This window comes from Roseburia hominis A2-183 (genome assembly GCF_000225345.1).
Classification (GTDB): Bacteria; Bacillota; Clostridia; order Lachnospirales; family Lachnospiraceae; genus Roseburia; species Roseburia hominis.
Genome location: NC_015977.1, coordinates 2431354 through 2444408 on the forward strand (window position 1 = coordinate 2431354; position 13055 = coordinate 2444408).

The 13055-nt window shown below is 51.4% G+C and carries 13 protein-coding genes, 2 tRNA genes and 1 other annotated feature; of the genes, 1 reads left to right on the top strand and 14 read right to left on the bottom strand.

Features of this window, described 5'->3' with window-relative positions:
• Positions 1-295 precede the first annotated feature (295 nt).
• The 10 genes from sigH to RHOM_RS17590 all read right to left on the bottom strand — a co-directional run bounded on the left by sigH (position 296) and on the right by RHOM_RS17590 (position 8445).
• Complete coding sequence (gene sigH, locus RHOM_RS10885; protein WP_014080358.1) at positions 296-964, bottom strand: RNA polymerase sporulation sigma factor SigH; 669 nt, start codon at positions 962-964, stop codon at positions 296-298.
• 33 nt (positions 965-997) lie between these two features.
• Positions 998-1738: a 23S rRNA (guanosine(2251)-2'-O)-methyltransferase RlmB gene (rlmB, locus tag RHOM_RS10890; RefSeq protein ID WP_044024986.1), complete on the bottom strand. Its 741-nt coding sequence runs from the start codon at positions 1736-1738 to the stop codon at positions 998-1000.
• A gap of 116 nt (positions 1739-1854) precedes the next feature.
• Complete coding sequence (locus RHOM_RS10895; RefSeq protein WP_014080360.1) at positions 1855-2289, bottom strand: Mini-ribonuclease 3; 435 nt, start codon at positions 2287-2289, stop codon at positions 1855-1857.
• Positions 2290-2307: 18 nt separating this feature from the next.
• Positions 2308-3735, bottom strand: a complete 1428-nt coding sequence (cysS, locus tag RHOM_RS10900) for a cysteine--tRNA ligase (RefSeq protein ID WP_014080361.1) — start codon at positions 3733-3735, stop codon at positions 2308-2310.
• 30 nt (positions 3736-3765) lie between these two features.
• Entirely contained in the window at positions 3766-4449 is a 684-nt protein-coding gene (epsC, locus tag RHOM_RS10905) for a serine O-acetyltransferase EpsC (RefSeq protein WP_044024987.1), read from the bottom strand.
• Between the two features lie 70 nt (positions 4450-4519).
• Positions 4520-4760, bottom strand: a binding site (T-box leader).
• Between the two features lie 122 nt (positions 4761-4882).
• Complete coding sequence (gene ispF, locus RHOM_RS10910; protein ID WP_044024678.1) at positions 4883-5431, bottom strand: 2-C-methyl-D-erythritol 2,4-cyclodiphosphate synthase; 549 nt, start codon at positions 5429-5431, stop codon at positions 4883-4885.
• Positions 5432-5515: 84 nt separating this feature from the next.
• Positions 5516-5589: transfer RNA gene (locus tag RHOM_RS10915), tRNA-Met, on the bottom strand.
• 18 nt (positions 5590-5607) lie between these two features.
• Positions 5608-5680: transfer RNA gene (locus tag RHOM_RS10920), tRNA-Val, on the bottom strand.
• Between the two features lie 135 nt (positions 5681-5815).
• Entirely contained in the window at positions 5816-8311 is a 2496-nt protein-coding gene (locus RHOM_RS10925; RefSeq protein ID WP_014080364.1) for a homocysteine S-methyltransferase family protein, read from the bottom strand.
• Positions 8308-8445, bottom strand: coding sequence for a hypothetical protein (locus RHOM_RS17590; RefSeq protein ID WP_014080365.1), 138 nt, complete (start codon positions 8443-8445; stop codon positions 8308-8310). Before RHOM_RS17590 ends, RHOM_RS10925 begins: the two co-directional genes overlap by 4 nt.
• 47 nt (positions 8446-8492) lie before the next feature.
• Here RHOM_RS17590 and RHOM_RS10930 point away from each other — a divergent pair, with 47 nt between their 5' ends.
• On the top strand, positions 8493-9335 hold the full coding sequence (locus RHOM_RS10930) for a Cof-type HAD-IIB family hydrolase (RefSeq protein WP_014080366.1): 843 nt from the start codon (positions 8493-8495) through the stop codon (positions 9333-9335).
• 9 nt (positions 9336-9344) lie between these two features.
• Here RHOM_RS10930 and mnmA read toward each other — a convergent pair whose 3' ends face one another.
• The 4 genes from mnmA to RHOM_RS10950 all read right to left on the bottom strand — a co-directional run bounded on the left by mnmA (position 9345) and on the right by RHOM_RS10950 (position 13037).
• Positions 9345-10430, bottom strand: a complete 1086-nt coding sequence (gene mnmA / locus RHOM_RS10935; protein WP_014080367.1) for a tRNA 2-thiouridine(34) synthase MnmA — start codon at positions 10428-10430, stop codon at positions 9345-9347.
• A gap of 77 nt (positions 10431-10507) precedes the next feature.
• Positions 10508-11287 carry a hypothetical protein gene (locus RHOM_RS10940; protein ID WP_014080368.1) on the bottom strand — a complete coding sequence of 260 codons (780 nt, stop codon included), beginning with the start codon at positions 11285-11287 and terminating at the stop codon, positions 10508-10510.
• A 390-nt stretch (positions 11288-11677) separates the two neighbouring features.
• Positions 11678-12316: a CBS domain-containing protein gene (locus RHOM_RS10945; RefSeq protein WP_014080369.1), complete on the bottom strand. Its 639-nt coding sequence runs from the start codon at positions 12314-12316 to the stop codon at positions 11678-11680.
• Positions 12317-12359: 43 nt separating this feature from the next.
• Complete coding sequence (locus RHOM_RS10950; RefSeq protein WP_014080370.1) at positions 12360-13037, bottom strand: uracil-DNA glycosylase; 678 nt, start codon at positions 13035-13037, stop codon at positions 12360-12362.
• Positions 13038-13055: the final 18 nt, after the last annotated feature.

The following is a 13055-nucleotide window of genomic DNA, read 5'->3' on the forward strand; positions in this document are numbered from 1 at the left end:
ACTGCTCTTTTCCATAACAAAAAAAGAACAGCCATCACTGGCTGCCCTTTTAGGAGAAGGTATTTTTACTATGGGGTATAGCAAAAACTATATATAATGTATTGGGGGGTTTTTACGGTTATTATAGTACCATGACTGCGCAAAGAAGTGTGCACAAACTTCACAAAACTTCTGTTCCATTTCTATACATTTTGTACAGTACCTTAGGACTAGTATTTTTATTTCCGCAAAATTTTGCACAACCGGTTGTTCATTTCCCGCTCTTTTTTGCAAAATGCCATTTTTTGCCTTCCCTCTATCTCTGCCGGATCTTTCCCTTGATACGCGAGAGCGCATTGTCGATTGTCTTGGGACTTTTTCCGAGTTCCTCCGCTATCTGGCGGTAATTTTTTCCTTCCAGATATGCGTCTAAAACCTGGCGCTCGAGCGCGCTTAACTGTTCCCGCAGCTGCTCCCAGAAAGCGGTAAAATTCTCCTGCTCAATCACCAGCTGTTCCGGATCGTCCATCTGGTCGGTGAGAAGCGTCTCCGCCAGAGATTTCCCTTCCTCCGTGGTCTGGGAATAAAAGGACACGTAAGTATTCAGAGGTACATGTTTTTTCCGGTTGGATGCCTCCACCGCACTGTAGAGCTGTCTGTTGATGCACAATTCCGCAAAATGGAAAAAGGATGTCTCCCTGTCGGACCGGTAATCCCGGATTGCCTTAAACAGTCCGATCATCCCCTCCTGAATCAGGTCATCCGTATCTCCGCCAATCAAAAACATCGCATTTGCCTTGCGAAGCACCAACGGCTTGTACTTTTCCAGGATATAATCCATGATCCGCTCGTCGCCTTCGCGCAGTTTCTGGATGAGTTCTTCATCCGCCAGCTTCTGATATTCGTCCACGTCTTCCTCCGTCTTCCCTCTCTGCCCTGCTATGCCGCCCAAACGTTCCGCGCACGGCTGTATTTTCCGCAGCATAAAAATCTGTCCGCCTATGCCTGCTCTGTCATCTTACATCATCCGCTGTCTGACGATCTCATAGGCAAGCACACCGGCTGCTACGGAAGCATTCAGAGAATCAATGTCACCCTTCATCGGAATGGAAGCCACATAATCACAGTTTTCGCGCACCAGCTTGCTGACACCCTCACCCTCGCTTCCGATTACAAGACCGATCGGTCCCTTCAGATCCAGGTCATACATCTGCGTGCCGCCCATATCCGCGCAGACAAACCAGATGCCCTGCTCCTTTAACTCCTTGATCGTCGCCGTGAGATTCGTCACCTTGGCAACCGGCGTATAGTTCAGCGCGCCGGCGGACGTCTTTGCCACAGTCGCGGTCAGTCCCACCGCCCTGCGCTTTGGAATAATGACCCCGTGTGCTCCGCAGAGATTCGCGGTACGGATGATCGCCCCGAGATTGTGCGGGTCCTCAATATTATCCAGCAGAAAAAGGAACGGCGGCTCTCCCTTTTCTCTTGCGATCTCCAGAATGTCATCCACTTCCGCATATTCATATGCTGCCGCCACCGCGATCACGCCCTGGTGCTTCTTCGTCTCCGAGAGCTGATCCAGACGCTCTTTTTCCACAAAATGGATAATGGTATCGTGCTTTTTTGCTTCTCTTACGATCGTGCGCACCGGTCCGTCCTGACATCCGTCCAGCACAAAAAGCTTGTCGATTGTCTTGCCGGAACGAAACGCCTCAAGCACCGCATTGCGTCCCTCTATTTTTAATTCCTCGTATCCCATGTATTCTCCTTTTCTTTCTGCTTCCGGCAGGCGCTTTCTGCTGCCTGCAGCATCCTCTGCCACCGGCAGACGCTCTATGCTTTCGCCCTCTGATTCCTCTTCCCGCGGCAGACGTTCTATAACTTCAAATGCAGCCCGTCCACACCGGTCTTCACCAGTTCCACCAGACGCTCAAACTCATCCTGCAAGTACAGCCATCCCATCAGCGTCTCAAACCCGGTGGCCTTGCGGTAGTCGGACATCGTCGCATTCTTTGCCATCGTCGGCGACTTGGCATTTCTGCCGCGCCGGTAAATGTCCGCTTCCTCCTCTGTCAGAAGCGGCAGAAGCACCTCCATCATCTCGGCCTGCGTGTGCGCCTTGACAATCTGGCTGGTCCGTTTGTGCAGTTCTCCCGCTCTGGTATTCCCTTTTCCCACGACAACAGAACGGATGACGAGATCATAGATCCCGTCACCGATATAAGCCAGTGTCAGCGGTGAGTAGGTGCGGATATCGACTTCCGCAATCCCGAACTGTTCCTTAATATAAGAATCGATTCCTCTTCCCATACCAGCTTCCTCTCCGACTCACGCTTTATGCCAGATCACACCCTCGCGTGTGTCCTTTAACACAATTCCTTTTGCCAGAAGATCATCCCGGATCGCGTCCGCCTTTGCAAAATCCTTCTCTTTCTTGGCAGCTTTGCGCTCCTCAATCTTCTCTAAAATATATGCCTCAAGCTCTGCATCCACCTCTGTGTCTTCCGCCGGATTCTCCACCTTCGCCGTCGTCAGGTTCAAGGAGAGCACGCCGTCAAAATCCTCCGCCAGCGCACGCTTGGTTGCATCGTTTAAGGTATCATCCTTGAGCAGGTCATAGACGATTGTAATCGCCATGGAAGTGTTCAGGTCATTGGAAATGGCATCACAGAATTTTTCCTTGTACTCTGCAAATTTACCCTCATCCACTGTGCCGTCCGCCTTCAGATCCGCGATTCTCTTCACAAGCTTCTTGTAGGCAACGCTCATGTTGTCCAGCACCTCGTAGGAAAACTCAAGCGGCTTTCTGTAGTGGGACTGCAGGCAGAACATACGGTACACGATCGGATCGTATCCTTTTTCCTGCAGAAGCGACACCGTAAGGAAATCCCCCTTCGACTTGCTCATCTTGCCCGACTTGTCGTTCAGGTGGTTCACATGAAACCAGTAACCGCACCACTTGTGTCCCAGATAGCTCTCGGACTGTGCGATCTCGTTGGTGTGATGCGGAAAAATATTGTCCACGCCGCCGCAGTGGATATCCATATATTCACCCAGATGCTTGATGCTGATGCAGGAGCACTCGATATGCCATCCCGGGTATCCCACGCCCCACGGACTATCCCATTTGAGCGCCTGATCCTCGAATTTGGACTTTGTAAACCACAGAACGAAATCATTTTTGTTCCGCTTATTGACGTCCTCCTCCACATCGTCGCGCACACCGACTAACAGTTCTTTCTCGCTCTGGGAAGAAAAAACATAATAGTCGTCCAGCCTGGAAGTGTCAAAATAGACATTTCCGCCTGCCACATAAGCGTAGCCCTTCTCCAGCAGCACCTCGATCATGTGAATAAACTCCGGGATGCAGTTGGTTGCCGGCTCCACAACGTCCGGACGCTTGATATTTAACTTTTTGCAGTCATCGAAAAACGCGTCCGTGTAAAACTTCGCAATCTCCATCACCGTCTTGTGCTCGCGCTTCGCACCTTTTAACATCTTATCCTCACCGGTATCCGCATCGGAGGAAAGGTGTCCCACGTCCGTGATATTCATGACACGCTTTACATCGTAGCCCACATAACGCAGTGCTTTTTCCAGCACGTCCTCCATGATGTAGCTGCGCAGATTGCCGATATGCGCGTAATGATATACCGTCGGTCCACAGGTATACATGGCAATCTTTCCATCCTCATGCGGAATCACCGTATCGATATTTCTTGTCAGTGTATTGTAAAATTTGAACTTATTCTCCACTTTGGTATTCTCCGTTTCTTTTTATTCTTATTATTCCTGTGACGCTCCGGCTCCCGTGCTTAAAATACGCACTTCTTTTTCCAGATCCAGCACACGGTTCACCAGTTCGGCATTCTCATGCTGCAGCACGGTGATATCCTCCTTCACAGGGTCCGGAAGATGCACCTGATCCATGTCATCCTGCGGTGTCCTGATATTGTCGCGCTTTACAACGCGTCCCGGCACTCCGACCACGGTGCAGTTCGGCGGCACTTCCTCGATGACGACGCTTCCGGCGCCGATCTTGGAATTATCCCCGACCGTAAAAGAACCGATAATCTTCGCCCCGGCACTGATCATGACATTGTTCCCGATCGTCGGATGACGCTTTCCGGTCTCCTTGCCGGTACCGCCAAGTGTCACGCCCTGATACAGCGTCACGTTATCTCCGATGATCGACGTCTCGCCGATGATGACGCCGCTTCCGTGATCGATAAAAAATCCCTTGCCGATCGTCGCTCCCGGATGGATCTCAATGCCTGTTTTCCTGGCTGCGCGCTGCGAAATAAACCGCGCCCAGAAATAATGCCCTTTGAGATAAAGCTTATGCGCCCTTCTGTAGCTTAGCATAACATGAAATGTCGGATAAAGCAAAACTTCCATCGGACTTTTGATCGCCGGATCGCGTTCCTTGATTACCTGAAACTCTTCCTTCATATACCTTAGGATACCCATCTCTTCCCATTCCTTTCCACATACAAACCAGAACAAAGTTTCCTATTACAAAAAAAAGGATCATCCGTCTCCTAGAGACGAAATGATCCGCGGTTCCACTCTACTAAAATCATATGATTTCACTTGACGCATGTAACGTATGCCAGACGTACCCGGCTACGGCATCCCTACATCCTGCGGTGCAGATGACTCTCGCCGGATCAGCTCACGGAGGCACTTGGGGACTCTCTCTTCCAAGACTGCTTTCAGCCGGTGACAGTCTCTCTCTGACGAATGTCCGAATCCTTACTCTTTCCGATCTTCGCTTTTCCAATTCATCTTTTTATCGGCAGAAGATACCTCTCCTGCCTACTATAGTTTATGCACTTCCTGTGTTTTTGTCAATCTTTTTTCACTGCATGTTTCGTCTGCAGCCGCCTGAATTCTTCTTAGCTCATTGTACGCTTCGTCCGCAGCCGCCGCAGCCCGCGCAGCCTGCCGCAGAGTCCGCCACAGTAAAACTTCCCTCATAAAAACTGGAAAGCGCGCAGATCGCCTGTGAGGAAATCCCTTCCTCCGTTCCGGTGAAGCCAAGTCCCTCCTCCGTGGTCGCCTTGACATTGACCTGATCCGTACTGATGCCGAGCGCTCCCGCGATGTTTTCCTCCATCTGCGGGATATGCGGGCGCATCTTCGGCTTCTGCGCAATGATCGTCGCATCAATGTTCTCCACCACGTAACCCCTCTCCCGGATCAGCTCCGCCACATGGGAGAGCAGCTTCATACTGGAAATTCCCTTATACTGCGGATCAGTGTCCGGAAAATGCTTTCCAATGTCGCCTAATCCCGCCGCGCCCAAAAGCGCATCCATAATCGCATGAAGCAGCACATCCGCATCCGAATGTCCGAGCAGACCAAGCGTATGCGGGATCTTGACACCGCCGATGATCAGATCTCTGCCCTCAACCAGTTTATGCACGTCGTAACCCATTCCTACTCTCATGATACCCTCACTTTCAAGCCTTTTCCTATGAAAGAACAAAAATCCCCGGACACACAACTGCTTGTATTCCCGAGGACTCTCTAGTAGCGGAAGGGAGATTTGAACTCTCGACACCACGGGTATGAACCGTGTGCTCTAGCCAACTGAGCTATTCCGCCATATTATATTGATATCTATGGGACCTATAGGGCTCGAACCTATGACCCTCTGCTTGTAAGGCAGATGCTCTCCCAGCTGAGCTAAGATCCCATATTCATCGGTCGCTACCGCAACCGACTTGATTAGTATACTATCCGTATTGCAAAAAGTCAACACTTTTTTTCTATTTTTTTGCATCTATTTTCCCGGGGCAGTTTGAAGGCGGAAAAGACCGCTTTTCGCCTTCTACTCTTCCTCCAACAGACGATCCACCAGCTTCACACATTCCGCCGCATCCTTGGAATAGCCGTCTGCTCCGATCTCCTCCGCAAAGCTTTCCGTGATCGCCGCACCTCCGATGACAACCTTCGCCGTACATCCGCGCTCTTTGACAAGCTCCACCACGTCCTTCATGCGCATCATCGTCGTCGTCATCAGCGCGGAGAGCCCTATCACCCTGGCATTTTCCTTCATCGCGGTATCTACAATCAGATCTGCCGGGACATCTTTTCCCAGATCAATCACATGATACCCGTAATTTTTCAGCATCAGCACCACAAGATTCTTCCCGATGTCATGGATATCACCCTCCACGGTCGCCACGACGAGCGTTGCCTTCGGCTCCTTGTCCGAGCGTGCTAACATCGGCTCTAAATATTCGATCGCCACCTTCATCGTATTCGCAGAAGAAATCAGCTGCGGCAGAAAATACTTCTGCTTGTCGAACAGCTCGCCGACCTCGTTGATCGCCGGGATCAGATGTCCGTTGATGATGTCATCCGGCTTCTCCCCGGTGTCTAACGCATGTTTGACCTCGTCTAAAATATGATTCTTATTGCCCTTTAAGACCGCCGTAAAAACCGCACTGCGCGCCTCATTCGCGTTCCCGGAATCCTTTGCGCCGCCTGCGTTTCCCGCCTGTCCCGCGGCAGTACCTTTCACGGCAGCGCCCTTCGCCGTCCCGACAGGTACCCACACATGTTCCATGCCCTCATGCTTCTCGGACAGATAATTCATGCGCCCGATATAGCGGATGCCGCTCTCCTCCTTGTTCAGAAGCATGTCCGATGCAAATGCCGCATTCATCAGAAGTTCCTGGGAAGGATTTGCAATCGCCATCGTAAGGCCATTTCCGATCGCCATTGTGAGAAATGCCGTGTTGACATAGGAGCGCTCCGGAAGTCCGAACGAAATGTTGGACAGTCCGCAGACCGTCGGCAGTTCCATCTCATTTTTGCAGAAAGAAAATGTCTCAAAACACTCCAGCGCCGCCTTCGGATTGGCACCGATCGTCGCCACCAGTCCGTCCACCACAATGTCCTCTTTTCCCATGCCGATCGCTTCCGCGCGTCTTAAGATCTCGCGGATGATCCCGTGCTTTTCTGCAGAATCCTTCGGCAGCCCCTCGTCCGAGAGCGGCAGCAAAATAAACATGGCACCGTACTTCTTCGCGATCGGCAGCAGATACTCGATCTTTTCTTTTTCCAGAGAAATGGAATTGACAAGCGCACGTCCCGGATAGATGCGCAGCGCCGCCTCGATGATATCCACATGGCTGGAATCGATGCAGAGCGGCAGATCTACCGTGGAAGTCACTTCATAGATGGCGTCTAACATCATCTGCTTTTCGTCAATTCCGTTCATTCCCATATTGATGTCCAGAATCTGTGCGCCGTTCTCCTCCTGCTCCGTCGCCATGGTCCGCACCATACTAAGACTTCCCTCTTTTAACTCCGCCTGCAGCTTTTTCTTTCCTGTCGGATTGATCCGCTCTCCGATCACCATGAACTTACCGTCAAGCCGGATCTCCACATGCATCCGCTCCGAGGCGAGCATACGTCTTTTCTTTGTGAGAGGCATATGCACCGGCATGGAACCCACCGCCTGCTTTAATGCGCAGATATGCTCCGGTGTCGTGCCGCAGCATCCGCCGATGATCGCCGCGCCCGCCTCCACAAGCTTCGCGCCGACTGACGCAAACTCCTCCGGCGTGGTACGGTATACGGTCACGCCGTCACAGAGCTCCGGCATACCGGCATTCGGCTTTGCCAGAAGCGGAATCGTCGCATACTCCGCCATCTGCTGTACCGGATCAATCATCGCCTCCGGTCCGGTGGAGCAATTCAGTCCCACAGCATCCGCTCCGAGGCTCTGCAGCACAATCACCGCAGTCGCCGGATCGGTTCCGTAGAGCGTCCGCCCATCCTCATTGTAGGTCAGCGACACCATAATCGGGAGATCACACACTTCGCGGATAGCAATGACCGCAGCACGGCATTCCTGAAGACTCATCATGGTCTCCACGACAAAAAGATCCGCTCCCGCCTCGCAGATCACCTTCGCCTGCTCCTTGTAGACTTCTACCAGATCCTCAAACATCAGATCGCCGAGCGGATAAAGCTGCCGTCCCGTCATCGTCAGATCGCCCGCCACATATGCCCTGCCGCCTGCCGCGCGCTTTGAGAGCGCCACCAGCTCACGGTTCATCTGCACCAGGGAATCCTCCAGTCCGTACTCCTCCAGCTTGATCCGGCTTGCCGTAAAGGTGGGCGCGAACAAAATATCGGTGCCCGCCTCCACATAGCGCTCCTGCAATTCTATCAGAACCCCCGGGTTCTCCAGAATCCACTGCTCCGGGCAGACCCCGACCGGCATTCCTGCTTTCTGCAGATTCGTTCCTGTCGCGCCGTCCAATATCACCGGTCTGCTTCCCACAAGTGTTGCAAATTCCTCTCTGGTCATTCCCGTATCCTCTCTATCATCCGTTCTCGCTTATCAAGCCACATCTTACCATTTCCCCATGCCGGGTGCAAGTATTTTCCAATGTTTCCTGCAATCCGCGCCACGGCACCGCCGTTTCTTGATTGTTTTCCCATTTTATTGTATCATTCTGTAGATACATTTACAGAAAGGATACTCGACTATGAAACAGCCTGTCAGTCTGATTGCCCTCGATATGGACGGCACTCTTTTTAACGGACAAAGTGAGATCTCAAAGGAGGATCAGGACGCCATTCGCGAAGCTTCCTCCCGCGGAATTCACGTTGCCATATCGACCGGACGCCCTTACGCCGGGCTTCCCGTCACACTTTTATCCGGTCTCGGCGTCTCCTATGCCATCACCTCCAACGGTGCTGCCGTCTATCATCTGCCGGACCGCCTCTGCATCCATGAATCTGCGATGGAGCCTGCGCTTGTATGCCCCATCATCGAAGAACTGCAAAAAAAGAGCATCCATATGGATGCTTTTATCAATGGCGACGGCTTCAGCCAGCGTTCCTGTGAGGGAAAGATCGACTGCCTGGACATGCCCACATCAATCAAACGCTACATTCACCGGACCAGAACCTTCACCGATGATCTCGCTGCCTATATCCGCGTCCACAATCTGAACGTCCAGAAGATGACGCTGAATTTTTATCCGCAGGAGGACGGCACTTTTCTCTACCGCGACGAAGTGATGCAGATCCTGTCAGAGCACCCCGAGATCACCTTTCTCTCCGGCGGCTACCACAATCTGGAATTCACCAGAGCGGGCGTCACCAAAGGAAACGGTCTCACCCTGCTCTGTTCGCACCTCGGCGTCGATATCGAAGAGACGCTTGCCTGCGGCGACACCCAGAACGACATCGACATTTTAAAAACCGCAGCGATCGGCGTCGCCATGGAAAATGCCCTGCCGGAAGTGAAGGAGATCGCAGACTTTGTGACGCGCTCCAATGAAAACAGCGGCGTCGCGCATGCAATCCGCACGTTTGCCCTGTGATGCAGGCGCTTAAGCGTGTGTGATCACGCCGCCTCCCGCGACATAGTCTCCGTCGTACAGCACCACTGCCTGTCCCGGTGTCACGGCGCGCACCGGCTCTTCAAATTCACAGCAGATCTCATCCGCACCGGTGCGCCGCACGGTGCAGCAGCTTCCCGCATGCGAGTACCGGATCTTTGCCTTCAGGCGAACCGGCTCCTCAATGTCGGAGAGCGCCATAAAGTTCAGCTGATTCGCATACAGCCGGTTTGTATACACATCTTTATCACTTCCGAGAACCACCTCATTTGTCTCCGGGCGTATCTCTGTCACAAACACCGGATATCCAAACGCAATCCCGAGTCCTTTGCGCTGTCCGATCGTATAATGTGTAATTCCCTTGTGCCGCCCTAAAATCTCTCCGTCCACCGACACAAAGTTGCCCGGCGGCGGGACCATTTCCCCGCACTCTCTGTCTATAAATCCGGCATAATCATTGTCCGGTATAAAACAGATCTCCTGGCTGTCCTTTTTATGTGCAACCATCAGTCCGATGTCTTCCGCAATCGCACGGATCTCATCCTTTGTGTAATCTCCTACCGGCATGAGGGTATGGGAGAGCTGCTTCTGCGTGAGATTAAACAGCGCGTAGGTCTGATCCTTTGCCGCCGTCACGGAATTGCGGATAGCATATCTTCCGTTGGAAAGCTGTTCCACGCGCGCGTAGTGGCCGGTCGCAATGTAATCGGCTCCGATCTCCAAGCTCCTCTGAAGCAGAGATTCCCATTTCACATAGCGGTTGCATGCAATACACGGATTCGGCGTGCGCCCTTTTAAATACTCCGCTGTAAAATAATCCATGACATTCTTCTTGAACTCGCGCTTGAAATTCATCACATAATACGGAATCTCCAGACGATCCGCCACCCTGCGTGCGTCATCCACCGCCGAGAGTCCACAGCATCCGCCGCTCTCCGCCTGTGTAAACTGATCCTCATCCTGCCAGATCTGCATTGTGACTCCGATCACATCATATCCCTGCTGTTTTAACAAATATGCCGCCACGGAAGAATCCACTCCGCCCGACATACCGACTACTACTTTTTTTCCTGCCATGCCCGCTCCTGCCAACAAACATATGAGGTTGCCACACCTTACGGTATGGCAGCCTCATCTCTTCGTGTCTTCCAATGTTAAATTCCGGAATTGTAAAGATCTCCGGTGCTGTAATTATAAGTATACATACCATTCTTGCTGTAGGTATTCGCCTTCGCCGCTTCACTCTTCGCGTTGGATGCGATCTTCAGGAGATCCACATTCGTCTGCGTCGCATAAGATCCGTGCGTTGTAAACAGTGACTTCAGCTTGTCCATATCCGCCTTCTCAAAGCTCTTCTCGTCCACGGAAAGTCTGCCGTCGGCATCCACGGTAATGCCCGCTTTCTCCAACGTCTTCTCATTCGCTCTGGCGTTGCTCTTCAAAGAGTTCGCCGCACGCAGAATGCTCTTCGTCTTAGAATCGTCCGCCCGATCCAGCAGTGAATTGTAATCATCCACATACGACTTCACCGCCTTATAGATGGCATCACGGTCATACTCCTGCGTCTTCGTGCCGTCCTCCGCGGTCTTCTCCACTTTGTTGAACACAGAATCCTTTCCGGTTGCTGTCAGCTTGGAAAGCGACTTCTCCGTACTCTCCGCCGCACTCTCAATCCGGGTCAGTGTCTTCGCGTCATCCTTCGCGGTTGAGATCGACGGGCTGACCTTCGTGGCGCTGTCCGTGGAATCCGACTTGCTGTAATAGGCACTCAAAAGCTTGAAATAGCTTCCGTTGCGGATCGTCGCATAATCGGAATAATTGATTCCGAGCAGATCGCTTCCGCCTCCCAGCAGAGAGGAAGTTGTATTGTTCCGGTTCAGACTGGAAAATAACACGCCCAGTGACGATGAATCATATCCTGAAATACTTGCCATACTCTATCACTCCTTTGAAAAAAAGCATCTGACCTCCGTGTCAGAATGTTGATCCGGCTGTTGCATTTGTGCACAATACCTTCTTGTTACCTCATGTTCTATATCGTCATTTTAGCCCGAAACCTTAGATTTTTCAAGCATTTTCTGGTGCTTGTCCTTATTAAAATGTTTAACTATTGTTCATAGTTTATTCATATCTTATTGCTACAATAAAATTATCAAAAAACAAGACAATTCGTTACAATATATTTGATAATTTTTTCATAATAGCCCAGGCGCGCGAGTGTCTGGGCACTCCTCATTTTAGGGAGCTCCCTTTTATGCAGACAGAGAGGGGCGCCGCACATGCGCGGCACCCCTCTCTTCTATTCCAGATCCATCCGTTCTGTATTATTTCTGATCATTATACTTCACATCACGCACATCATAACCGTGGCGCTCTAACGCGCGTACCACACGCTCAAAATCCGGTGCTTCCACCCGAAGGAAGATCTCTGCCAGATCCATAACATCCGTCGGAATCACCATCATGTTGCAGATGTCTCCGCCCTCCTTAGCAATCAGCTCACAGATCTTGCCGAGCACACCTCGGATATCATACGTGTAGATTGCCATGGAATTGTGTTTGTTACCAAAGATCTTCTGATATTCCTTGAATACCGCCTGCTGCGTCACGATTCCAAGCAGCTTGTTCTGCTCGTTCGTGATCGGAATAAAACGAACTTTGGAGGTGATAAACATTGCTGCCGCTTCCTCAATCCGTGTATTCTCACCGATGGTCTCAATTCTTGTCTTCATGAACTCCATCACTTTTCGCTGTGCAAATTCTTCTCTGGTCCCTGTATAGTTCCGGAAAAATTCCTCAAACAAAAACTGTTTGGACAAAACACCCACAAACTGCTGTCCGTCCACTACCGGAAGCGAGAGAAGTCCCTGCTCGTCGATAATCTTCATTGCCTCTTCTACCGTATTCTCCACGCTGATACACGCCAGCTTACTGAAAGGCATCATAATTGCTTTTACACGCATAACCAATACCTCCTGTCTGCTTTTATTGTAAGTATATTATACACTAAATATTCTCAATTTGCCAGTCTATCGGTGCGATTCCATGCTCCTCAAGAAACGCATTTGCCTTGCTGAAATGCCGGCACCCGAAAAATCCCCGGTATGCCGAGAGAGGGCTCGGATGCGGTGCCGTTAAGATCAGATGCTTCGGATTCGTAAGCATCGGTATTTTGGACTGCGCCGGTCTGCCCCAGAGGAGGTACACAATCGGACGATCCTGGGCATTTACTGCCTGAATGACCGCATCAGTGAACTGCTCCCAGCCTCTTCCCTGATGGGAATTCGCCTGGTGCGCGCGCACGGTGAGGACGGTGTTGAGCAGAAGCACTCCCTGATCTGCCCATTTTTTCAGATAACCGTTATTCGGAATGTAACAGCCCAGATCATCATGCAGTTCCTTATAAATGTTCTGTAGGGAGGGCGGGATCTCCTTTTGCTCCGGCAGCACGGAAAACGAAAGACCATGTGCCTGATTTACATTGTGATAGGGGTCCTGCCCCAACAGAAGCACCTTCACCTCACTAAGCGGCGTAAAATGAAAGGCATTAAAGATATCCTCCGCCGGCGGGTAGACCACTGTTCTGCTGTATTCCTCCCGCACAAATGTGTATAATTCCCGGTAATACGGCTTTCGGAATTCCCCCTGGATTGCCGGAAGCCAGTCATTGTCAATCATCGACATATCCCACTACTCCTTTTT